Annotated in this window: 20 protein-coding genes and 1 riboswitch; of the genes, 14 read left to right on the forward strand and 6 right to left on the reverse strand. The window is 67.7% G+C overall.

Annotation, left to right across the window (positions count from 1 at the left end; genetic code table 11):
- The first annotated feature begins 196 nt into the window (after positions 1 to 196).
- Positions 197 to 730 (forward strand): DUF5709 domain-containing protein, encoded by a 534-nt coding sequence (locus GS4_RS22210; RefSeq protein WP_007624819.1) that lies wholly within the window; start codon positions 197 to 199, stop codon positions 728 to 730.
- On the opposite strand, the gene GS4_RS22215 is transcribed toward GS4_RS22210, so the two are convergent.
- On the reverse strand, positions 721 to 1,452 hold the full coding sequence (locus tag GS4_RS22215; protein ID WP_007624821.1) for a Clp protease N-terminal domain-containing protein: 732 nt from the start codon (positions 1,450 to 1,452) through the stop codon (positions 721 to 723). The genes GS4_RS22210 and GS4_RS22215 overlap by 10 nt on opposite strands.
- A gap of 274 nt (positions 1,453 to 1,726) precedes the next feature.
- Between GS4_RS22215 and egtB the strand changes: the two genes are divergently transcribed.
- Entirely contained in the window at positions 1,727 to 2,992 is a 1,266-nt protein-coding gene (egtB, locus tag GS4_RS22220) for an ergothioneine biosynthesis protein EgtB (protein WP_007624822.1), read from the forward strand.
- Positions 2,989 to 3,972, forward strand: a complete 984-nt coding sequence (gene egtD / locus GS4_RS22225) for an L-histidine N(alpha)-methyltransferase (protein WP_007624823.1) — start codon at positions 2,989 to 2,991, stop codon at positions 3,970 to 3,972. Before egtB ends, egtD begins: the two co-directional genes overlap by 4 nt.
- A gap of 1 nt (position 3,973) precedes the next feature.
- On the opposite strand, the gene GS4_RS22230 is transcribed toward egtD, so the two are convergent.
- Positions 3,974 to 5,002 carry an LLM class flavin-dependent oxidoreductase gene (locus GS4_RS22230; protein WP_007624824.1) on the reverse strand — a complete coding sequence of 343 codons (1,029 nt, stop codon included), beginning with the start codon at positions 5,000 to 5,002 and terminating at the stop codon, positions 3,974 to 3,976.
- Between the two features lie 199 nt (positions 5,003 to 5,201).
- Here GS4_RS22230 and GS4_RS22235 point away from each other — a divergent pair, with 199 nt between their 5' ends.
- Positions 5,202 to 5,582 (forward strand): SHOCT domain-containing protein, encoded by a 381-nt coding sequence (locus GS4_RS22235; protein ID WP_007624825.1) that lies wholly within the window; start codon positions 5,202 to 5,204, stop codon positions 5,580 to 5,582.
- Between the two features lie 188 nt (positions 5,583 to 5,770).
- Here the strand turns inward: GS4_RS22235 and GS4_RS22240 are convergent, their stop codons facing one another.
- Positions 5,771 to 6,562: an HAD-IIA family hydrolase gene (locus GS4_RS22240; RefSeq protein ID WP_007624826.1), complete on the reverse strand. Its 792-nt coding sequence runs from the start codon at positions 6,560 to 6,562 to the stop codon at positions 5,771 to 5,773.
- Positions 6,563 to 6,855: 293 nt separating this feature from the next.
- Here GS4_RS22240 and GS4_RS22245 point away from each other — a divergent pair, with 293 nt between their 5' ends.
- The 5 genes from GS4_RS22245 to GS4_RS22265 all read left to right on the forward strand — a co-directional run bounded on the left by GS4_RS22245 (position 6,856) and on the right by GS4_RS22265 (position 13,937).
- The gene (locus GS4_RS22245; protein ID WP_007624827.1) at positions 6,856 to 7,839 is read left to right on the forward strand and encodes an ABC transporter permease; all 984 of its coding nucleotides are present in this window, start codon (positions 6,856 to 6,858) and stop codon (positions 7,837 to 7,839) included.
- Position 7,840: 1 nt separating this feature from the next.
- Positions 7,841 to 8,755, forward strand: a complete 915-nt coding sequence (locus GS4_RS22250; RefSeq protein WP_007624828.1) for an ABC transporter permease — start codon at positions 7,841 to 7,843, stop codon at positions 8,753 to 8,755.
- A 44-nt stretch (positions 8,756 to 8,799) separates the two neighbouring features.
- Entirely contained in the window at positions 8,800 to 10,905 is a 2,106-nt protein-coding gene (locus tag GS4_RS22255; RefSeq protein ID WP_007624833.1) for a dipeptide ABC transporter ATP-binding protein, read from the forward strand.
- Entirely contained in the window at positions 10,902 to 12,578 is a 1,677-nt protein-coding gene (locus tag GS4_RS22260) for an ABC transporter family substrate-binding protein (protein ID WP_007624834.1), read from the forward strand. Before GS4_RS22255 ends, GS4_RS22260 begins: the two co-directional genes overlap by 4 nt.
- 189 nt (positions 12,579 to 12,767) lie before the next feature.
- Positions 12,768 to 13,937: a lipase family protein gene (locus GS4_RS22265; protein WP_007624837.1), complete on the forward strand. Its 1,170-nt coding sequence runs from the start codon at positions 12,768 to 12,770 to the stop codon at positions 13,935 to 13,937.
- A 395-nt stretch (positions 13,938 to 14,332) separates the two neighbouring features.
- Here the strand turns inward: GS4_RS22265 and GS4_RS22270 are convergent, their stop codons facing one another.
- The 3 genes from GS4_RS22270 to thiC form a co-directional block, all read right to left on the reverse strand.
- Positions 14,333 to 14,830 (reverse strand): GNAT family N-acetyltransferase, encoded by a 498-nt coding sequence (locus GS4_RS22270; protein WP_007624839.1) that lies wholly within the window; start codon positions 14,828 to 14,830, stop codon positions 14,333 to 14,335.
- 177 nt (positions 14,831 to 15,007) lie between these two features.
- A complete protein-coding gene (gene thiD, locus GS4_RS22275) occupies positions 15,008 to 15,862 on the reverse strand; it encodes a bifunctional hydroxymethylpyrimidine kinase/phosphomethylpyrimidine kinase (RefSeq protein ID WP_007624841.1) in 855 nt (284 codons plus the stop codon).
- Positions 15,859 to 17,538: a phosphomethylpyrimidine synthase ThiC gene (gene thiC / locus GS4_RS22280; protein WP_007624843.1), complete on the reverse strand. Its 1,680-nt coding sequence runs from the start codon at positions 17,536 to 17,538 to the stop codon at positions 15,859 to 15,861. Before thiC ends, thiD begins: the two co-directional genes overlap by 4 nt.
- Positions 17,530 to 17,644, reverse strand: a riboswitch (TPP riboswitch). (Overlaps the previous gene by 9 nt.)
- Before the next feature lie 227 nt (positions 17,645 to 17,871).
- Here thiC and GS4_RS22285 point away from each other — a divergent pair.
- The 5 genes from GS4_RS22285 to GS4_RS22305 all read left to right on the forward strand — a co-directional run bounded on the left by GS4_RS22285 (position 17,872) and on the right by GS4_RS22305 (position 21,761).
- Positions 17,872 to 18,219 carry a GNAT family N-acetyltransferase gene (locus GS4_RS22285; RefSeq protein ID WP_007624846.1) on the forward strand — a complete coding sequence of 116 codons (348 nt, stop codon included), beginning with the start codon at positions 17,872 to 17,874 and terminating at the stop codon, positions 18,217 to 18,219.
- A gap of 68 nt (positions 18,220 to 18,287) precedes the next feature.
- Complete coding sequence (locus GS4_RS22290; protein WP_007624847.1) at positions 18,288 to 19,049, forward strand: siderophore-interacting protein; 762 nt, start codon at positions 18,288 to 18,290, stop codon at positions 19,047 to 19,049.
- Positions 19,050 to 19,153: 104 nt separating this feature from the next.
- Positions 19,154 to 20,101 (forward strand): daunorubicin resistance protein DrrA family ABC transporter ATP-binding protein, encoded by a 948-nt coding sequence (locus GS4_RS22295; RefSeq protein ID WP_007624848.1) that lies wholly within the window; start codon positions 19,154 to 19,156, stop codon positions 20,099 to 20,101.
- Positions 20,101 to 20,916, forward strand: coding sequence for an ABC transporter permease (locus tag GS4_RS22300; RefSeq protein ID WP_007624849.1), 816 nt, complete (start codon positions 20,101 to 20,103; stop codon positions 20,914 to 20,916). The genes GS4_RS22295 and GS4_RS22300 overlap by 1 nt, the downstream gene beginning before the upstream one ends.
- Positions 20,913 to 21,761 (forward strand): ABC transporter permease, encoded by an 849-nt coding sequence (locus GS4_RS22305; RefSeq protein WP_007624850.1) that lies wholly within the window; start codon positions 20,913 to 20,915, stop codon positions 21,759 to 21,761. Before GS4_RS22300 ends, GS4_RS22305 begins: the two co-directional genes overlap by 4 nt.
- The last annotated feature ends 5 nt before the right edge of the window (positions 21,762 to 21,766 follow it).

Genomic DNA, 21,766 nt, shown 5'->3' on the forward strand with positions numbered 1-21,766 from the left:
GGAGGCAGGATAAGCGACGATCGCCCCGGTCAACAGCTTTTCACGCCTTATGTCGTGTCACGGGTGGACGAACAGTCGATGTCGCCCGTTCGCTGTACGGTGTATCGCCGGAAAACGTCGGCGACCGTACCCCGCAGACCGGTCCGGTCGGCCCCGACGGTGGCCGGATTCGGGCGGCGCTGGCATCGTGAGACAGATGAGTGACACCTATGACATCGGGAGCACGCCGGAGGGGTCGGACGGGGAGTACAGCCTCGACTCCGACGATCAACTGCAGCCGGAGGACACCCTGGACGACCGAGGTGTCGACGATGTCCTCGACGAGGGCTTCTCGCCGCCCGACTACCCGCCCAGCGGCGCCCGACGCGGACTGACGGCGGAGGAGCAGCGCGAGGGCGAGACGCTCGACGAGCGGTTGTCCGAGGAGACGCCCGATGTCGGGGCGACCGATCCGCTCGATGACATCGAACGTGACGAGCGGGCCCGCGAGACCGACTGGGAATCGCACGAGTCCGACAGTGACCCGGAGTTCCGCACCGATTGCGAGGTCGGCGACGAGCGCGCGGGTCGCCTGATCGCCCCGGACCGTGGCACCGGCCCGGACGTCGACAGCGAGGAGATCGCCATCGACGCCGGCATCGACGGTGCCGGGGCGTCTGCCGAGGAGGCCGCGGTGCACGCGATCGACGAGGCGGAGGTCGACCGACCGCTGCCCGACGATCAGATCTGAGCCAACGTCTCCTCGACGTGTGTGCGCGTCGCCGACGCCTCGGCGCCGACGGCATCGAGCACCGCCGCGACCGTCTCGTCGGTGAACAGCGCGATCAACAGGTGCTCGGTGCCGACGTAGTTGTGGCCCATGCCGACTGCGGTGGTCACCGTCGTCTCGAGGACTGCTTTCGATCGATCGTCGTACGGGACGAAGGCTCGGGCGGCCGGTGGCTCGTCGTCGGCAGGCGTCGACGCCTTGGGGGACGAGGCCCTGAGCAACTCGGCCAAGCGATCGGTGTCGACGTCCTGCGCTCGTAGGGCCAGCACGGCGAGGGACTCGGGCTCGGCGAAGAGACCCAGGGCGAGGTGTTCTGGCGTCACCGCCGCCGACTCTGCGGCGACTGCCGCCTCGTGCGCCGCCACGATGCTGTTCTTGGCCCGAGGGGTGAACCGCGCGAACGGGTTCGCATCCGTGGGCGCGTCCTTCGCGCGGGCGACGAATCGCTTCTGCGCGGCCTGTTTGGTGACGCCCATGCTCGATCCGATCTCCGTCCAGGAGGCACCGTTTCGGCGTGCTTGGTCGACGAAGTGCCCGATCAGGCTGTCGGCGACGTCGCCGAGATGCTCGGCCGCGACGACCGCTCCCGACAACTGCTCGAGTGGCTCGTCGTGCACCTTCTGGATCGCCGCGATGAGGTCGTCGAGTCGGACATTGGTCAGGAGTCGTGGTTCCACAGCCATGCGTCAACTCTAGGTTGACGCATGGCTGTGCGTCAACCCTGGGTTGACGATGCGTCTGACCTGTATGAATGCACACTCGCGCAGAAACTGTCGGTGGGGTGTGATCAGCTTTCGTCGCGGGTACGAGGGTGATGTCCACGTCGCACGCGACCGTTCGCGGTCGATTCGTGACGGTCGCATCACGCCCTGCCCGCCGCGTTGACACCCCCGGAAGCGGCGGTGACGATGAAGACAGCTTCTGGTCCGGCCCGACCATCCCCCGCGGGAGGCAGCAATGAGCATCACCGACCCGAGCATCCACACCGACAGCACGTCCGCACTCGCCAGCCGGTTCCTCGGCGTCCGCGGTCTCACCGACCTGTTGGCGTCCCGGTTGTCGCCGGAGGACCAGGTCCCGCAGTCGATGACCGAGTCGAGCCCGGCGAAATGGCATCGCGCACACGTCACCTGGTTCTTCGAAGAGTTCATCCTGCGGCCGCTGCCCTCCTATGCCGTGTACGACGAGAGCTACCGGTACCTCTTCAACTCGTACTACGAGGCCGTCGGCGCACGGCATCCGCGACCCGACCGCGGTCTGGTCACCCGACCGGGTGCGGCGGAGGTAGGCGGCTATCGCGAATACGTCGACTCCGCGGTGGTCGAGGCGATCGAGTCTGGCGCACTCGACGACGCCGCACTCGACCTGATCGAGTTGGGCTGCCACCACGAGCAGCAGCACCAGGAACTGCTGCTGATGGACATCAAGCACCTGTTCTCGACGCATGCGTTCGGTCCGGCCTACGTCGACCGTCCGGCCGACGATGCGCACGCACCCGAGCCGCTGACCTGGCGATCGGTATCGGGCGGCGTGACGGAGATCGGTGCCCCGGCACCGGGTGCCGACCCCGCGGGATTCTCGTATGACAACGAGGGGCCGCGGCACCGGGTCTACCTGGAAGACTTCGAGATCGCCGAGCGGGCGGTCACCAATGCCGACTGGCTCGAGTTCATCGCCGACGGCGGCTACCACCGTCACGAGCTGTGGCTCTCCGACGGTTGGGCGCATCTCGGGCAGACCGCGTGGGAGGCACCCGGTTACTGGGAGTCGGGTGACGACGGGTGGACGACGTTCACGCTCTCGGGTCGGCGGCCGGTGGTCGCCGACGAGCCTGTCCTGCACGTGTCGTTCTTCGAGGCCGACGCCTTCGCTCGGTGGGCAGGCGCCCGATTGCCCACCGAGTTCGAGTGGGAGGCAGCGGCGGTCACCGCGGGCGATGCGCGCGGTCAGTTGCTCGACCCCGACCGATGTCATCCCGGTCGTGCGGGCGCGGCGATGATCGGCGACGTGTGGGAGTGGACGGCCAGTGCGTACCTGCCCTATCCCGGATTCGTGCCGGCCAACGGCGCTGTCGGCGAGTACAACGGGAAGTTCATGAACGACCAGCATGTGCTCCGTGGTGCGAGTGCGGTCACGGTTCCAGGACACGAGCGCGCCACCTACCGGAACTTCTTTCCGGCCGCATCACGCTGGGCCTTCTCGGGGCTGCGACTCGCCCGATGACGACTCGCCCGACGACCGTCGACATCGACGACCCGCTGGCCACTGACGTCTTGGCGGGTCTGTGGCAGGACCCGCCGACCCTGCCGACCAAGTGGCTCTACGACGAGCGTGGCAGCCGGCTCTTCGACGAGATCACCCGACTGCCCGAGTACTACCCGACGCGCCGTGAGACCGAGATCCTGCGCGCGCACGGCGCCGAGATCGCCGCGTCCACCGATGCATCGACACTCGTCGAGTTCGGCTCGGGTACCTCGACCAAGACGCGATTGCTGCTCACCGCGTTCGCCGATCGGCACTCGGACGCCGCCGCCGGTGTGACCGAGCGGCCGCGGTATGTGCCCCTGGACGTGAGCGCCGAGATCTTGGCCGAGGCGTCCGCGACACTGGCCGTCGACTATCCGAGCATCGACATCACCCCGCAGGTCGCCGATTTCACGGCCGACGGCCTGACATTGCCCGACGCGGACGGTCCACTCGTGGCCGCATTCCTCGGCAGCACGATCGGCAACTTCGACACCGACGGTCGGGAGAAGTTCTTGTCCCGGCTCTCGTCCGCCCTGCGGACCGGTGACTTCCTCCTGCTCGGTGCCGACCTGATCAAGGACACCGGTCGGCTTCTCGCCGCCTACGACGACCGCGCCGGGGTCACCGCGGATTTCAGCCGCAACATGATCGAGGTGCTGCGTACCGGCCTGGACACCACGGGTCTCTACGCCGGTGACTTCGACCATGTCGCGCGATGGAATCCACGCGAGCACCGGATGGAGATGTCGCTGCGAGCACGCCGCGACGTCGTCGCGTGGTTCGGGGTGCTGCAGAAGGAGTGGCGCGCGTCGGCCGGCACGGAGATCGCCACCGAGATCAGTACCAAGTTCGACCGTGCCGAGCTGACCGCTGAGCTGGCCCGCGCCGGACTGACCGAGGTGCGCACGTGGACCGACGGCGCTCGAGATTTCGCGCTGGTCCTCGCCCGCCGTTGACTCACCCCGCTGCGAGCAGCGCTCGCACCCGGGGGATCACCTCGGTCCCGTACAACTCGATGCTGCGCATCAGGGCCGCGTGGCCCAGGGTGCCGTGTGAGTACTTCATGTCGAATCGACTGAGGCCCAGCGCAGAAGCGGTGCCCGCGATCTTTGCGGCGACGGTGTCGGGGGAGCCGACGTAGAGCGACCCGCCGGGTCCCGTGGCCCGTTCGAACTCGATGTGGGTCACCGGCGGCCATCCGCGTTCGCGGCCGATGCGGTCCATGTACACCCGATAGTGCGGCCAGAGCTGGTCGCGCGCTTCGGAGTCCGAGTCGGCCACGTGTCCGGGCGAGTGCACGCCGATGGGCAGTTCGTCGTGACCGGTCTCGCGCAGCGCTCGCCGGTAGAGGTCCGCGTACGGGGTGAACCGGAGTGGATCGCCACCGATGATCGCGAGCATGAGCGGTAGACCGTAGGACGCCGCACGCACCACCGACTCCGGGCTGCCGCCGACCGCGATCCATGTCGGCAAGGGGGCGTTCTCCAGCTGCGGATACACCGACTGGGCGGTCAACGGGGTGCGCGTCGAACCCGACCACGTGACCGGCTCCCCGCGGCGGAGCAGGTCGAAGAGCGACAGCTTGTCGGTGAAGAGTTCTTCGTACTGGGCGAGGTCGTACCCGAACAGCGGGAAGGACTCGGTGAACGACCCGCGACCCAGGATCACCTCGGCGCGACCGTTCGACAAGGCGTCCACGGTGGCGAAGCGTTCGAAGACCCGGATCGGATCGTCGGAACTCAGCACCGTCACGGCAGACCCGACGCGAATGCGTTCGGTGCGTGCGGCGATCGCGCCGAGGACCACCTCGGGTGCCGACACCGCGAAGTCGTCGCGGTGGTGTTCGCCGACGCCGATGAAGTCGATGCCGACCCGGTCGGCGAGCTCAGCCTGTTCGACGAGATCGCGCAGGGACTGCGCAGCGGTTCGCGGCGTGCCGTCCGCATCGACGGTGACATCGCCGAAGGTGTCGAGTCCCAGTTCCATCGGGGGCCTTCCGGATCAGGTCGCCCGGCGGGCGACGCCATGGTGGCGATGACGAGTTCTCGCCGGTGGGTCCACGCTGGTCGTTCGACCGTCGCGAAGTGCCTCGTTGTGGGACTCTATGTGCGCGTCCATGCCGACGCACCGGCGCCGCCCCCCAACCGTGCGCCGGTCTCCTCCCCTCTTACGAAGGAGCCGCCCCATGTGGGACTCGTTCTGGGATTTCCTCTGGTACACGATCGTCATCTTCGCGTTCGTGGCCTACCTCATCGTGCTCTGGCACGTCATCACCGACCTGTTCCGCGACAAAGCGGCATCCGGTCTGGAAAAGGCGGTGTGGGTGGTCTTCCTGATCATCCTCCCGTATCTCACGGCCATCGCCTACCTGCTGTTCAAGGGTCGGGGCATGGCCGAGCGTCAGCGCGCCGCGGTGGCCGAGGCCAAGCAGGCCTCCGACGACTACATCAAGTCGGTGGCCGGCACGACTCCGGCGCAGCAGATCGCCGAGGCCAAGAAGCTCCACGAATCGGGTGCCATCACCCAGGAGGAGTTCGATGCGTTGAAGGCCAAGGCGCTCGCCTGAGACCCGCACCTCGTCGGACATCGAACGGCGGCCGGCTCCACGTGGTGGACCGGTCGCCGTCGTGCGTGGAGAAGTCGGCGATGACGCGGCCGACGAGCCACGACCATTCCCAATCGCAACGGTTCCCGGTGCGGCCGTGTCGGTGTAGCCAGACCCGTCAGACCGGACCCGACGACCCGGCCCATGAGTCAGGGCTGCGCGACCTCGAAGGGATTGTCGGTGTGACCGACCAGATCTGCGACCGACGAGATGACACGGGTCGGCCGGTACGGGTAGAGCTCGACCGACTGCGGTGTCGAGATCCCCGACAGCACCAGGATCGTCTGCATGCCCGCCTCCAGGCCGGCGATGATGTCGGTGTCCATCCGATCACCGATCATCAACGTGTTCTCCGAGTGGGCACCCATCTGCCGCAGCGCCGATCGCATCATCAGCGGATTGGGCTTTCCGACGTAGTAGGGGTCGCGGCCGGTCGCGCGGGTGATCAAGGCCGCCACCGCACCCGTCGCAGGTAGCGATCCGCTCGACGACGGACCCGTCGCGTCGGGGTTGGTGGCGATGAACCGCGCACCTCGTTCGACCAGACGGATCGCGGTGGTGATCGCCTCGAAGGAGTAGGTGCGGGTCTCGCCGAGGACCACGTAATCGGGCTCGACATCGGTGATGACGTAACCGATCTCGTGTAGCGCCGTCGTCAGACCCGACTCGCCGACCACGTACGCGGTACCACCCGGACGCTGCGTCTCGAGGAAGCGCGCGGTTGCCAGCGCCGACGTCCAGATGGACTCCTCCGGGATGTCGAGTCCGATGCCGAGGAGTCGGGCACGGAGGTCGCGAGGGGTACGGATCGAGTTGTTGGTGAGGACCGTGAACGGGACCTCTCGTTCGCGCAGTTCCGCGAGGAAGGCGTCGGCGCCCGGGATGAGGTGCTCCTCGCTCACGAGCACGCCGTCCATGTCCATCAGGTAGTTACAGCTCATCTCCCGATTATCGACCCCGTCGCCGCGATACCTGCCGCCTTCGGCGACAAACCGTCACCGGACAATCCGTCACGGACAAACCGTCACGGACAAACCGGCCCGGTGCCGCCCGTGTGCCCGACCCACCGCGCGCCGAACCCCGGCACGATGCCGACTCTCCTGTCAGACTGTCTCCCACGTCCACGGGCCCGGTCCGGCCCGCGTCGGATGCCCAGCCCGCATCCGGCCGACTCGAGTGACGGGGGAACAGCCATGCCGTGCGCCGACGATCGCAGCTCCGCAGTGGGGCAGCGGTGATCGGATACGTCGGTAAGCGCATCGCGACCTGGGCGGTGCTGGTCTTCCTGGCGACCAATCTGACCTGGTTCCTCGCCACCTGGTTTCTCGACCCGCGCTCGAACTACGCGTTGCGCCGGCCGCCGCTACCCGACTCCGTGGTCGACACGACGCTCACCAGCTACAACCTGAACGACAAGACGCCGTTGATCGAGCGTTGGTGGACGTGGCTCAGTGGCATCCTGCTGCACTGGGACTGGGGAGCGACCCCGGTCGGTGAGAGCGTGAACGGCGAGGTCGGCTACCGCATTCTCACCTCGGTACAACTGGTAGCGGGGGCCACGATCATCGCGACGGTCCTCGGAGTGGGACTCGGGGTGTACACCGCGCTGCGGCAATACCGATTCGCCGACCGCGCATGGCAGTTCATCTCCATCGCCGCCATCAACATCCCGGTCGCCGTGGCCGGCCTCGGCATCGTGCTGCTCGGCATCTCGCTGAACCAGTCGGTCGGGCACACCGTCCTCTACGTCGCCGGGTCCGGCGGAGTCGATGTCCACGGCTTCTTCCCGGTACTTGCCGACCGCCTGCGGCACCTGATCCTCCCGACGCTCACGCTCGTCGTGGTGCAGTACGCCGGTCTCCACTTCGTCCAGCGCTCACTGCTCCTCGACACCATCGATGCCGACTATGTGCGCACGGCCCGCGCCAAGGGCTTGACCCGGGGCACTGCTGTCCGGCGACACGCACTGCGTACCGCGATCATCCCGGTCGCGGTGGGCGTGGCCTTCGCGATCCCCGCGGTGTTCGTCGGAGCGGTGATCACCGAGACCATCTTCGGTTGGGAAGGGATGGGCAGATACTTCGTGACCTCCATCGGCACCAACGACATCCACGGCGCGGTCGCGGTGGCCGCCTTCGGTGCTCTGACGACGGCTGTCGGCGCCATCCTGGCCGACATCGTGGTGGTCTATCTCGATCCCCGGGTCCGGGTGGGCTGACATGGCAACGTATTACGAGGACGACGACGCCGGTGGTCGCGACGCGCCGGTCGCCCGCCGACCGTCCGGACGTGGACGCCTGGTCGCGAAGCGGTTCGCGCGCCATCGATCTGCGATGGCGGGTCTCGTCGTCTTCATCGCACTCGTGCTCTTCGCGGTGCTCGGCGACGTGTTCGCATCGCACTCGTACACCGACACCGACTTCCTCGCCATCGGGTTCCCGCCCGGGGCGGATCACTGGTTCGGGACCAACGATGCGGGCAACGACCTCTACGCGCAGGTGGTGCACGGTCTGCAGCGGTCGTTGACGATCGCGCTGTCGGTCGCGGCCGGCACCACCGTGCTCGCCGCCCTGGTGGGTGCGGGCGCGGCGTACTTCGGCGGCTGGGTGCAGCGTGTCGTGCTGGGCATCCTGTACCTGCTGCTGGTGGTACCGACCTTCCTGATCCTCGCGCTCGTCTCCAGCTCGACCGGCGGGGACTGGCGCTGGCTGATAGTGGTGCTCACCCTGTTCGGGTGGATGATGTTGGCGCGCATCATCCATTCGATGGCGGTGTCGATCCGCGAACGCGACTACGTCACCGCAGCGCGGTATCTGGGCGAACCGGCGCCGGTGATCATCGTCCGGCACATCCTGCCCAACCTCGCGTCGCTGCTCGTCATCAACTTCGCGCTCGGGGTGGTCGCCACCGTGCTCGCCGAGACCGGACTCTCCTTCCTCGGCCTGGGGGTCGCCATTCCCGACGTCTCCCTCGGCGGTCTGCTGCAGTCCGGGGCCGGATCGCTGGCGGCATCGCCCTGGCTGTTCTACTTCCCGGCGGCGACATTGACGCTGCTGACGGTCTCGATGGCCCTGATCGCCGATGGCCTCCGAGATGCGTTGGACCCCAGGGCTCGCACAGGGGTACGCCGATGATCGCTCGTCACTTCTCGCCACCGCCGACACAGGGGGACCCGCCGATGACGACCACCGCCGGTGAACCCGCCGCTGCCGCCTCCGACGACCTCGCCCGGGGCGCACCCCCGGTATTGCGTGTGCGCGATCTGTCGGTCTCCTTCGGTAGCGAGGCCGGACGGGTGGATGCGGTGCGGGGTGCCGACTTCGACATCGCGCCCCGATCGACACTGGCCGTGGTCGGTGAGTCCGGCTCGGGGAAGTCGGTCACGGCCCTGGCGGTCATGGGATTGCTCCCGGAGGCTGCCACCGTCACGGGATCGGTGCAGTTGGCCGGCCGCGAGCTGCTGGGTCTCGACGACCGCGCGCTGTCGCGGATCCGTGGGCGGGAGGTCGCGATGATCTTCCAGGACCCGCTGTCGGCGTTGACGCCGGTCTACACGGTTGGTGCTCAGATCGCCGAGGCGATCGGCGTCCACCGGTCGGTGGGACGCCGCGAGGCGATGCGTGAGGCGGTGGAACTACTTGCAGCCGTGGGTATCGCCGATCCGGCGCGACGAGCGGCAGCCTTTCCCCATGAGCTCTCCGGCGGGATGCGCCAGCGGGTCATGATCGCGATGGCCATCGCCAACGATCCTGCACTGATCATCGCCGACGAGCCGACCACGGCACTCGACGTCACGGTCCAGGCCCAGATCCTCGACCTGCTGGCATCGGTCCGCGACCGCACGGATGCCGCACTGATGCTGATCACCCACGACCTCGGCGTCGTCGCCGGCACAGCGGACGACGTCGTGGTGATGTACGCCGGCCGGGCCGTCGAGACCGCCGACGTGGACACCACGTTCACCGCACCCAGCATGCCGTACACCATCGGATTGCTCGGAGCCGTGCCACGTCTGGGCGACACGACGGTGCCGCTGACCGCAGTGCCCGGCACGCCGCCCACGTTCGTCGACGTCGCGGACGCGTGTCCGTTCGTGCTGCGATGCCCGATCGCGGAGGACCGTTGTCGGGAGTCCGAGCCGGTGCTACGGGACATCGCCGACGGTCATTCGGTGGCCTGCATCCGGGCCGACGAGATCGACGCCGCCGGTGAGATCAACGGCGTGCCCGTCTATCCGATACGTACCGGCGGGCTCACGCGAACTGTCGATACCGACTCCCCCGTGGTGCTCTCGGTACGAGATCTCCGGAAAGAGTTCGCGCTGACGTCGTCGGTGCTCCGCCGCAAGGTCGGTGCGGTCCGAGCGGTCACGGGGGTCACTTTCGACATCCGAGCAGGCGAGACGCTGGCGATCGTCGGAGAGTCGGGGAGCGGCAAGTCGACGACGTTGCGTGAGCTGCTGGAGTTCTCGCAGCCCGCGGGAGTGGTCCGGATCGGGGACGTCGATCCGGCGACGGCAGACCGGCGACGGGTCCGCACCCTGCGCCGTGACGTGTCGATGGTCTTCCAGGATCCCGGGGAGGCGCTCGATCCGCGTTTCACCGCCTACGACGTCGTCGCCGAACCGCTTCGTGCGCTGGGCCTCTCGCGCCGCGACACCGAGGATCGCGTGACCACCCTGCTCCGCCGGGTCGGGCTCGATCCGTCCCACGCGGATCGCTTCCCGGCTGCGTTCTCCGGCGGTCAGCGTCAGCGCATCGCGATCGCGCGGGCACTGGCCACCGAGCCGGATCTCATCGTGCTGGACGAACCGCTGTCGGCGCTCGACGTGTCGGTGCAGGCGGATGTCGTTACGCTGCTCCGCGAACTGCAGGAACAGACCGGTGTTGCCTATCTGGTCGTGGCACACGACCTGTCGGTCATCGCCCACCTCGCCGATCGCGTCGCAGTGATGTATCTCGGTGGATTCAGTGAGATCGGCGCGGTCGCCGATGTGTTCGGCGCGCCTGCGCACCCGTATACCCGGGCATTGCTGTCGGCGGTGCCGGTGCCCGACCCGGTGGTCGAACGTCGTCGCGTCCCGATCCGGCTGCGTGGCGAGCCGCCTGCGCCGACCGAACAACAGGTCGGCTGTCCGTTCGTGTCCCGGTGTCCGCTCCATCCGACACTCGATCCCGCTCGGCGTGGCCGGTGCATCGACGAGTTCCCGCAATTGCGTGAGGTCGGGACAGGCCACCGATCTGCCTGTCACCACACCGATCTCGTCCTCGAGGAGTCGTCATGATCACGACGGGGAGCGGTCTCGTCCGCCGGTCGGCCGCAGTGGTGGCGGCCGCTCTGATGGTCGTCGCGGCATCGGCCGGATGTGGGGCCGCGCTCGACGGCGGGCCGTCGGGATCGACCGAACCGGAGATCAACCCGCAGCCGCGATCGGCGATCAGCGAGGGCGGGTCGCTGACCACCGCGCTGCCGGAGATCACGCCGCAGTGGAACATCTTCCACGCCGACTCGACCGCATACGCGCAGACCGTCTGGCGCTGGTTCAATCCCACGCTCGCCTACTTCGCACCCGACGGGACCTACTCGTTCAACCGCGACTTCCTGACCGACGTCCGCACCGAGGTCGTCGACGGCAAGACCGTGGTGACCTACACGATCAACCCGAAGGCGCATTTCAACGACGGCACCCCGATCGACTGGCGCTCCTTCGACTCGACCTGGCGGGTCAGTCGGGGCGTCGATCCCTCCTACGTCGTCAGCTCCACCGACGGATACGACCAGATCGAGTCGGTGACAAGGGGCGTCGACGACAGGCAGGCCGTCGTCCGCTTCGAGGACATCTGGGCCTGGCCCAACGGTCTCTTCAACTACCTGATGCACCCCAAGGCCGCCGATGCCCAGACGTTCAACCGTGGCTACCTGCGGAATCCGCATCCGGAGTGGGGAGCGGGGCCGTACACCATCAGCTCGTACGACGCGAACGCCCGGACGGTCGTGCTGGAACGCAATCCCCAATGGTGGGGCAAGCGAGGCAAACTCGACCGTCGGGTGTTCCGCCAGATGGAGGACCAGGCGTCGCTGAACGCCTTTCGCAACGGCGAGCTCGACGCATTGTCCTTTGCCAGCAAGGATGCCCGCGCCCAAGTCCTGACGATGGGCGACATCGACATCCGCACCGCATCGTCGCCGCAGAAGTCGCTGCTGATAGTCAACCTGGACGCCCCGTTGCTCTCGGACCCGCGGGTGCGAGAAGGGCTGCTCCGCGGCATCGACCGGGCAACGCTCGCGCGAATCCGCTTCACCGGACTCAACTTCACCGAGCCGTTGCTGGGGTCGCTGGTGATGTACCCGTTCCAGCCCGGATACACCGACAACGTCTCCGGAGTCATCGACTACGACCAAGGTCGCGCCCGCCAACTGCTCGACCGAGCCGGGTGGCGCGTCGGCGATGACGGGATCCGGCAGCGCGACGGCCGATCACTCCAGCTGAGTCTGCCGCTGCTGGGTGACTCACCCGCGGTCCAGAACCTTGCGCGCGCCCTACAGGCGATGTTGCGGCAGATCGGCATCGACATCGCCCTGCCCGTCCGACCGAACTCCGACTTCTCACAGGTCGTCATCAACAAGGAGTTCGACCTCTTCCTGATGGGGTTCCAGTCCACCGATCCGTACGGCACGGCGTACTTCTGCCAGATCTGGTGCGAGGGTTCGCAGCTGAACCGGGCGGGCGCCGGTTCGCCTGAGCTCGACGCGGAGATCCGCAAGCTGGCACGCATCGCCGACCCGAAGGCGCAGATCGCACGCGGCAATGTTTTGGAGCGTCAGGCCTTCGGGCAGTTCTCGGATCTCCCGCTGTTCAACGGACCGGCGATGGTCGCGACCAAACAGGGACTGGCCAATTACGGCGCGGGCCAGTTCTACATCGGCCCCGTCGAGGATGTCGGCTGGCAGAAGTGAGCTGCGGTCGACGGTCGGTGACCACGGTCGTCGGCAACCATGGTCGTCGGGTCCTCACGGTCGTCGGCAACCATGGTTGCCGGCCCGACCCGAAGATTCGGTGACGACCCGTGTGCCGCGGCCGCCGGGGGTCCTATGGTGATCAGGTCGGCCCGTCGGTGTGGCCGTCGGGTCGGGAGGCGGTCGGACATGAAGCTCAACCATCTGGTGTCGCGGGGCGTGGCGACGATTGCGGCGGCGACGGTCTGTGTGACCGCGTTCTCCGCCGCGCCGGCAACCGCAGCCCCGGTTCGGCCCGGAGAGGTCGTCGGGGTGCGCGACCTGCCGCGCAACCTCTGGGTGCCTGGGTCGGCGAAGGCGTCGGTGCTGACGTACGGAACCACCGACACATTCGGCAAGCCCGCGCTCAGCACCGGGACCGTCTTCATCCCGTCGGGCACCGCGCCGGCCGGTGGCTGGCCGGTCATCTCGTGGGCCCACGGCACGGCGGGACTCGGCGACTCCTGCGCGCCGTCGCGTCGCGGACCGGCCCTGCCCGAGCGTGACCTGCCGTACCTCGGCAACTGGTTGAAGCAGGGCTACGCGATCGTCGCCAGCGACTACACCGGACTCGGTACACCGGGGCTACCGACCTACCTGGACGGGCGGACCACCGCGCACAACGTCGTCGACATGGTCGCTGCCGGGCGCGAGCACAGTCGTGACCTACCGGTCGGACAACGACTCTCACGATCGTGGGCAGTCGTCGGGCAGTCCCAGGGTGGCGGAGCCGCCATCTACACCGCGCGCTACGCGACGCAATTCGGTGGTCGGGAGCTCGACTACCGCGGCGCTGCGGGGACGGGGACGCCCGCCTACATCGAACAGTTGCTCCTCGCGGCCGGGCCCAAGGTCCCGCCGATCGCGATCTCGCCCGCGCTGACGGCCTACGTCAGTTACATCGTCGCCAGTCTGCGGTACGCGCACCCGGAACTGGGCATCGACCGCATCCTGACACCGACCGGTAAGCGCTGGGCCGCACGAGCGGAGACAGCCTGTGTCGAGGACTTCGAAGCCGAGTTGCGTGGGGTTTCGCTCGGTGACTACTTCAGCGCGCCGCTCGCGAGCCGACCGAACTTCGTCGGCGTGCTCCGCGACTACATGGCGATGCCCGAGAGCGGATTCGACAAGCCGTTCTACATGGGGCACGGCCTCGTCGACACCGACGTCCCGTTCCCGACCACGGCCGCCTACGTCGCGCGGCTGACCGCCAACCGTCAGCCCGTCACCTTCCGGACGTATCCGAGCGACCACAGCGGGACCCTGATCGCCTCGCAGGCGGATTCGATCCCCTTCGTCAACCGCCTCTTCGGCCGCTGAGCGGGGTTGGCTCGGGTGCGGCGGGTTTCGGTCTGCTCGGTCGAGTCCGGGCTCGGGTTGACCAGAATCTGCCGTTGAGCGGGTTGTCGTGTGGATATTGCGCGCGGCTCGGTGCTGTGCGGCAGTTTTTGGTTGGGGCGGGGTTGGCTCGGGTGCGGCGGGTTTCGGTCTGCTCGGTCGGGCCCGGGCTGACCAGAATCTGCCGCTGTGCGAGTTGTCGTGTGGATATTGCGCGCGGCTCGGTGCTGTGCGGCAGATTTTGGGCGGTACGGGCCGGCGCGTGGCGGGGCGACGCGCGGCGGGGCGACGCGTGGCGGGGCGGGTCGACTCGGCCGCGCGAAAGCGGTTCTTCAGGGCGCGCTCAGCGCGACCCCGAGCACTCAGCGCACCGACTTCTAGCGCGCCGACTTCTGTAGGTTCACGACCCCGACCGAACCATCCGGGGACGACTCGGCCAGTAGATACCCCGCACGCTCGTACATCCGGATGTTCCGGCTGCTCTGAGCGCCGGTGAACAGCGTGAAGCGCTCGGTGGTGTCCGGCGCCAACGACTCGACGACGCCCAGCAGCACCGATCCGACACCGCGACCGGCCAGATCCGGCGCCACCATCAGACGTCCGATCTCCCACTCGGAGTCGTGCATCGCGCGGCCCCGCACCGCGGCCACCAGACGGTGACCGAGACGCACCGTCAGCGTCGTCCAGGCCTGCGCCCAGTCGCCGACCTCGGCGATGGTCTCATGCAACGCCGGGATGTCGAGTGTGTCGTTGGCGAGGGCCTCTTGAACCCAGCAACAGCGCTGCAGCACAACCAATTCGGCGAGGTCGTCGGGTGTGTACCGGGCGGTGACGGACCCGGGGAGTACCTGTACGAGTGCGTCGTCGGCGATCACCGCATCACGATAGCGTGCCGACCAGCGTCCTCACCTGCGCCACGGCCACATTCCCGCGCCTCACCCGACGCCTGCTACCCGAAGCCCGCTACCCACCACCGCCAAACCGGCCGCAGCCGACAGCCCCCGGCCTGAGAGCCCCCGGCCCGACAGACCCCAACCCGACGGCCCCGACCTTCAGCCCGCCGACACCCGCCACAGCGGGTTCACCGGCCCGTGTCCCGCGCCCAATGGATAGGCCGCCTGCAGACCGCGGGTCACCCACCCCTTCGCGAACTCGAGCGCGTCCGGCACCGACCATCCGTGTGCGAGGGCGGCTGCCGTTGCCGCGGCGAGGGTGTCGCCGGCTCCGTGATCGTGTCCGGTGTCGATGCGCTCGTGATCGAACTCGAGGAACGTCTCGCCGTCGTAGAGGAGGTCGGGACTGTGCGACGACGTCCGGAGATGCCCACCCTTGACCACTGCCCAGCGCGCTCCGAGATCACGCAGCGCGCGCGCTGCATCACGTTGGGAAGCGGCGTCGACCACCTCGATGCCGGTGATCAGGCGGACCTCGTCGAGGTTGGGTGTCACCACGGTGGCGATCGGGATCAGCAACTGCCGCAACGCGTCGAGCGCCTCGGTCGCCAACAGTTGGTCGCCGTGCATCGACGCGCAGACCGGGTCGACGACCAGCGGGATCCCACCATCGCCCCCGATGCCCAACTCGGTGCACACCTGGGTCACCGACGTGATGATCGCACTGTTCGCCAGCATCCCGGTCTTGGCGGCGCTCACCCCGATGTCGGTGACGACGGTGCGGACCTGATCGGCGACAACCGGTGGATCGATCGCCTGAAAACCGTTGACGCCCAGCGTGTTCTGGACGGTCACAGCGGTCACCGCGACGCAGGCGTGCAGGCCCAGAAGTGCGAAGGTACGCATGTCGGCCTGGATTCCTGCACCACCGCCGGAGTCGGAACCGGCGATGGTCAGAGCGCGCACCGGAGTCGCGCCGGGTGCCGCCGTGGGCAGCAGGGTCGGATCGCTCATCGGTCGGCCGTCGCCTCCAGCGGCAGGTACACGCGTCCCCCCGACTCGGCGAACTCGGCCGACTTGGCGGCCATCTCCTCGGTGAGTTTTCGGTCGATGTCCTCCGCCGTGACCAGCCCGTTCTCCTCGGCGTAGGCGCGGACGTCGGCGGAGATCCGCATCGAGCAGAACTTCGGCCCGCACATCGAGCAGAAATGCGCGGTCTTCGCCGGTTCGGCCGGGAGTGTCTCGTCGTGGTACTCGCGTGCGGTGTCGGGATCGAGCGCCAGGTTGAACTGGTCGGTCCAGCGGAACTCGAAGCGTGCCGTACTCAGGGCGTCGTCACGCTCCTGTGCGCGCGGATGTCCCTTGGCCAGATCGGCGGAGTGCGCAGCGATCTTGTAGGTGATCACCCCGACCTTCACATCGTCCCGATTCGGCAGTCCGAGATGCTCTTTGGGCGTCACATAGCAGAGCATCGCGGTGCCTGCCTGGGCGATCATCGCCGCGCCGATCGCGGAGGTGATGTGGTCGTAGGCCGGCGCGATGTCGGTGGCGAGCGGACCGAGGGTGTAGAACGGCGCCTCCTCGCACAGTTCTTCCTCGAGACGGACGTTCTCGGCGATCTTGTGCATCGGGACGTGTCCGGGGCCTTCGATCATCACCTGGACGCCGAAGGCCTTTGCGCGCGTAGTGAGTTCACCGAGTGTGCGCAATTCGGCGAACTGGGCTTCGTCGTTGGCGTCGGCGATGGAACCGGGGCGGAGTCCGTCGCCCAGTGAGAAGGTGATGTCGTAGCGGCGGAAGATCTCGCAGAGCTCGTCGTAGTGGGTGTACAGGAACGATTCCTCGTGGTGGGCGAGACACCATGCGGCCATGATCGATCCACCGCGGGAGACGATGCCGGTGACGCGTCGGGCGGTGAGTGGGACGTATCGCAACAGCACGCCCGCGTGGACGGTCATGTAGTCGACGCCCTGCTCGGCCTGTTCGATCACGGTGTCGCGGTAGATCTCCCAGGTCAGCTTGGTCGGATCGCCGTTGACCTTCTCGAGGGCCTGATAGATCGGCACGGTCCCGACCGGGACGGGGGAGTTGCGCAGGATCCACTCACGGGTCATGGGGATGTCCTTGCCGGTGGACAGGTCCATGATGGTGTCGGCGCCCCATCGTGTCGCCCACACCATCTTCTCCACCTCCTCGGCGATGGAACTGGTGACGGCGGAGTTCCCGATGTTGGCGTTGATCTTCACCGCGAACGCCTTGCCGATGATCATCGGCTCCGACTCCGGGTGTCGGTGATTGGCCGGGATCACCGCGCGGCCGATCGCCACCTCCGACCGGACGAGTTCGGCGTCCACACCTTCACGGGCGGCGATGAACCGCATCTCGTCGGTGACGATTCCTGCACGCGCCCAGGCAAGTTGGGTGGACGCACCGTCGATGGGAGCCGGCCGCCCCCAGGAGTCGCGGGTCGGCGCCAGACCACGCTCGACGTCGATGTCCGCGGCGTCGTCGGTGTACGGACCCGACGTGTCGTAGACGTCGAGGTGGTCGCCGTTGGTCAGCTCGATGCGGCGCCGCGGGACCCGGAGATGGTCGACCACGAGGTGGTGTTTGTGACTGCCCGCGATCGGGCCGGTGGTGATGGTGGCCGCTGCGGATGTGGTGGTGTCCGAAGACAGGGGTGTCCCCATGGATGCTCTCCCTACGCCGGCATTACCCGGACAGGTTCAGGCGGTCGGCGACCGCCCGTCGCCATCTCAGCCCTCGGTCATCGTGAGAGCCCCCGCGTGTGCAGTTGTGTGTGCGATCGATCCGTCCGAGAGGACGGCATGCGATGCGGCCCCAACCCTACGCGCCTGCCCGTCGGCGAGATGAGGCACCGCGAAATCGTCGGCGTGGCGGGAATCGAGACAACCTACGTTGGCGTAAGGTACGCTGTGATCGGGGTCACAAGGGGGCTTCGACAGGAAGAGGGGAACCGTCCGGCCGACGCGCAGACGGTGTAGTCACGCGGAGGTGTTCTGGTGCAACGAAAGCATCGCCATCATCCACCGCAGTCTGCGCAGGCGATCCTGCAGCAGATCTCGCAGGTGGTGCACAACCCGGACCGGGATCGGTTCGAACTCTGGGTCGCAGGCGACCTGGTGGGGGTGCTCGGTTACAGCACCGAAAAGGTCGACGGTGAGACCACGGTGACGGTCCTGCACACCGTCCTCTACGACGAGTTCACCGGACATGGATTGGGTACACGTCTCACTCGGGGCGCCATCGCCTACGTGCGGGAACAGGGGGCGCGGTTGCGGCCGGTCTGCTCGTTCACCAAGCATTATCTCGACGGTCATCCCGGATTGGTCGCGTTGGCTCCGGCCTGATCGGGACGGTGATCGCAGCGCAAAGTTAGGGTAGCCTGACCTCGATGTCATCGAGGGAAGGAAGTGCCATGACGGAGACGTCGACGAAGACTCCGGGTCGTGGTTGGCAGGGTGCCGTCCTCAAGTTGTTCGGCGCCGACGATTTCGAACTGACGGTGACGCGCTCAGAGGTCGTCACCGACCACTACCTCCGCATCGGCTTCTCCGGTGGCGGGCTGCTGTCGGCGAAGCCGGTGCATCCGACGCTGTGGGTGCGGCTGTGGTTCGAGTCGGACGGCAAGCTCCACCAGCGGGGATACACCCTCGTCGATGCCGACCCGGCCACCGACACCTTCGACATCGAGTTCGCCATCCACGACGGCGCGGCCGCGCGTTGGGCGCAGGGCGCGCAGGTCGGCGACACCATCAACGCCACCGTGATGGGCTCGAAGTTCGAGTTCCCCGAACCGGCGCCGGCTGGCTGGCTGCTGGCCGGCGACACCGCTTCGCTGCCCGCCATCAACTCGCTGCTCGATGCGATATCGGCATCGTCGACGCCGACTGTCCCGGTGACCATCTGGTTCGAGTACCAGCACGAGTCCGACAAGACCCTCCCGCTGCGCACTCGCGACGGCGACACCGTGCACTGGGTCGCGCGGGAGCGGGAGGGGACCGCCCTGGTGGATGCCGTCCGTTCCGCGGCCTTCGATGCCGGTGACCACTTCGGTTGGGTTGCATTGGATTCCAAGAGCACCCGCGCGGTCGCGAGCATCTTCAAGGGTGACTACAAGATCGGGCGCAAGTCGGTGAAGTCGCAGGCGTACTGGGTCGAGGGTCGCTCGTTCGGGTGAACGTTGCCCGCGGTGTTGGCCGCGCCGACCGCGTTGGTTAGGCTGGCCTAAACTGGCGGGCCATCGGGCGCGTCGTGATCCGTGTGTCCGGAGAGGGAGTGGCCATGTCGGCGCAAGCCGCGATCACAGTCGAGAACCTGACCAAGACCTATGGGTCGGTCGAGGCCTTGAAAGGCATCTCGTTCGAGGTCCCACGCGGCGAGATCCTGGGACTTCTCGGCCCCAACGGTAGTGGCAAGACGACAACGGTCACGCTGTTGTCCACCCTGCAGCGACCGACCGCCGGATCTGCCCGGATCGGTGGGCACGACGTCGTCGCCGACGCCGCCAGGGTGCGCGAACTCGTCTCGCTGACCGGTCAGTACGCCTCGATGGACGACAGCCTGACGGCAGTCGAGAACCTGTCGGTGTTCGGCCGGCTCACGGGACTCCGCGGGGCGCCCCTCAAGGCGCGGATCGGTGAACTCATCGAACAGTTCGACCTGCACGAGGTGGGCAGTCGGCGGGTGGGTGCGCTCTCCGGCGGTATGCGCCGACGCGTCGACATCGCGAGCGCGCTGATCACCAGGCCTGAGGTCCTCTTCCTCGACGAGCCGACCACCGGCCTCGACCCGCGCAGCCGGGCTGCCGTGTGGGACACGGTCGCCGGGCTTCGTGCCGAGGGCATCACGGTGCTCCTGACCACCCAGTACCTCGAAGAGGCCGACCGTCTCGCCGACAACATCGTGATGCTCGATCGCGGGTCGGTGGTCGCGTCGGGGACGCCGGGCGTGCTCAAGCAACAGGCCGGAGCAGCGGTCTGCGAGATGACCCTCGTCGAGCGCGGAGACACCGATCGGGTGATCGAGCGGCTCTCCGGCTTCGAGATCATCGAGACACCGACGGATGCGTCGGCGGCCCACCCCCGACTGGTGGTCCGGGCTCCCGAGGGTATGGCCACCGTGCATGGCGTCATCTCGCGGTTGCAGGACTCCCGCATCGAGGTCGTCGACATCGGCTTGCGTCAGCCGTCGCTGGACGAGGTCTTCATGCAGCTGACGGAGAAGGTCTGATGACGACGGCCCTCGCGCCCACCGCGGCATCGACACGGGCCGGCGCTGCTCCGCGCCGGTCGGTGGGACTGCTCCCGGCGACCGCGACCCTCGCACAGCAGAAGGTCGTGGCGGCCGTCCGGTCCGGTGACGCGATCTTCGCGCTGCTGAGTCCGGTCGTGTTCTTTCTCTGCTTCTACGTCCCGCTGCACCGACGTTTCGAGCTCGGCGGTGCCGACTACGCACAGTTCCTGACGCCGATCATCCTGCTGCAGGCCGGTATCTTCACCGCCATCGCCGCGACCGAGGTCGCCGGCGCCGACGCGCGGGCCGGGATCCGTGAGCGGATGATGTCGTTGCCGATCCCGCGGATCTCACCGATCCTCGGCCGCATGACCTGGGTGGTCGGCCGACTGCTCATCGCACTGGTCGGCGGACTGGTGATCGGCTACATCCTGGGATTCCGCTTCCAGGGGTCCATCGTCGACTCCATCGGGTTCGTCATCCTCGCCCTCGTCTTCGGCCTCGCCTTGAGCCTGCTCACCGATGCCATCGGCTCGGTGGCCGCGAGTTCGATGGCTGTTGCCAGTTTCCTGATGATCCCCCAGCTCATCCTGGTGTTGGCCTCGACCGGCTTGGTCCCGGCCGAGAGCTTCCCGGGGTGGGCTCAACCATTCGTCCGCAACCAGCCGCTGTCGGTGTTCGCCGACGCGCTCCGTGACCTGTCCTCCGGCGCGGGCCTCGACCCGACCGCGGTGATCGCCTGGTCCATCGGGCTCCTGGTCGCCGGCGGGTTGGCCGTCGCGGCGGTCGGACGAAAGCAGGTGACCCGATGACCAGCACCCACACCCCCGAGAGTGGCGCTGCCGCCGCCGATTCCGCGGCCACCACCTCGTCGTGGCCCGCGCGACGATCGGTCGCATTCCTGCCGCAGACCATCACCCAGGCGAGCACGTTGCTGAAGTCGTGGAGCCGCGATCCCGGCATCGTCGTGCAGTCGCTCCTGTTCCCGACGTTCATGCTGCTGATGTTCCAGCTGGTCTTCGGCAAGTCGGTCACCGCCCTCGGCGGTGGCTCCAGCGTCTACGGCAACACCGGACTCGTCGCCCTCGTCGGTGGCCTCTACGGCACCGTTGCAACCGCGATGTCGCTGATCAACGAACGTGACAGCGGATTGCTCTCGCGCATGTGGACACTTCCGGTGGCCCGCACCGGTTTCCTCGCCGGCCGGCTCACCGCCGAGGCCGTTCGCACCGGACTGTCGACCATCGTGCTGTTCCTCGTCGCCATGACGATGAGCTTCCGTTTCGACCAGGGAGTCGCCGCCGCGGTCGGCGCCTGGGTGGTGCCGATGATCTTCGCGATCGGGGTCGCCGTGCCGGTGATCGCCATGGCCACGGTGGCATCCGGACCGCAGGCCATCCAGGTCCTCGGCGGTGTCTTCCTGTTCCTGCTGTTCTTCAACACCGGCTTCGCCCCCGTCTCGGAGTACCCCGGCTGGCTGCAGCCCGCGGTGCGATATCAACCGATGAGTCCGGCCATCGACGCCATCCGCGGTCTCACCGAAGGCGGCGCCGTCGCCGGACCGTTGCTCGGCACCATCGTCTGGACCATCGGGCTCGTCCTCGTCTTCGGCCCCCTCGCGCTGCGCGGCTACCGTCGTGCATCCGAGGGCCGATGACCACA

It is taken from the genome of Gordonia soli NBRC 108243 (assembly GCF_000334455.1).
GTDB classification, from domain to species: domain Bacteria; phylum Actinomycetota; class Actinomycetes; order Mycobacteriales; family Mycobacteriaceae; genus Gordonia; species Gordonia soli.

Coding starts and splice junctions, on each gene's coding strand:
- GS4_RS22210 (WP_007624819.1), top strand. CDS start 197: ATGAGTGACACCTATGACATCGGGAGCACGCCGGAGGGGTCGGACGGG.
- GS4_RS22215 (WP_007624821.1), bottom strand. CDS start 1,452: ATGGCTGTGGAACCACGACTCCTGACCAATGTCCGACTCGACGACCTC.
- egtB (WP_007624822.1), top strand. CDS start 1,727: ATGAGCATCACCGACCCGAGCATCCACACCGACAGCACGTCCGCACTC.
- egtD (WP_007624823.1), top strand. CDS start 2,989: ATGACGACTCGCCCGACGACCGTCGACATCGACGACCCGCTGGCCACT.
- GS4_RS22230 (WP_007624824.1), bottom strand. CDS start 5,002: ATGGAACTGGGACTCGACACCTTCGGCGATGTCACCGTCGATGCGGAC.
- GS4_RS22235 (WP_007624825.1), top strand. CDS start 5,202: ATGTGGGACTCGTTCTGGGATTTCCTCTGGTACACGATCGTCATCTTC.
- GS4_RS22240 (WP_007624826.1), bottom strand. CDS start 6,562: ATGAGCTGTAACTACCTGATGGACATGGACGGCGTGCTCGTGAGCGAG.
- GS4_RS22250 (WP_007624828.1), top strand. CDS start 7,841: ATGGCAACGTATTACGAGGACGACGACGCCGGTGGTCGCGACGCGCCG.
- GS4_RS22255 (WP_007624833.1), top strand. CDS start 8,800: ATGACGACCACCGCCGGTGAACCCGCCGCTGCCGCCTCCGACGACCTC.
- GS4_RS22260 (WP_007624834.1), top strand. CDS start 10,902: ATGATCACGACGGGGAGCGGTCTCGTCCGCCGGTCGGCCGCAGTGGTG.
- GS4_RS22265 (WP_007624837.1), top strand. CDS start 12,768: ATGAAGCTCAACCATCTGGTGTCGCGGGGCGTGGCGACGATTGCGGCG.
- thiD (WP_007624841.1), bottom strand. CDS start 15,862: ATGAGCGATCCGACCCTGCTGCCCACGGCGGCACCCGGCGCGACTCCG.
- thiC (WP_007624843.1), bottom strand. CDS start 17,538: ATGGGGACACCCCTGTCTTCGGACACCACCACATCCGCAGCGGCCACC.
- GS4_RS22290 (WP_007624847.1), top strand. CDS start 18,288: ATGACGGAGACGTCGACGAAGACTCCGGGTCGTGGTTGGCAGGGTGCC.
- GS4_RS22295 (WP_007624848.1), top strand. CDS start 19,154: ATGTCGGCGCAAGCCGCGATCACAGTCGAGAACCTGACCAAGACCTAT.
- GS4_RS22300 (WP_007624849.1), top strand. CDS start 20,101: ATGACGACGGCCCTCGCGCCCACCGCGGCATCGACACGGGCCGGCGCT.
- GS4_RS22305 (WP_007624850.1), top strand. CDS start 20,913: ATGACCAGCACCCACACCCCCGAGAGTGGCGCTGCCGCCGCCGATTCC.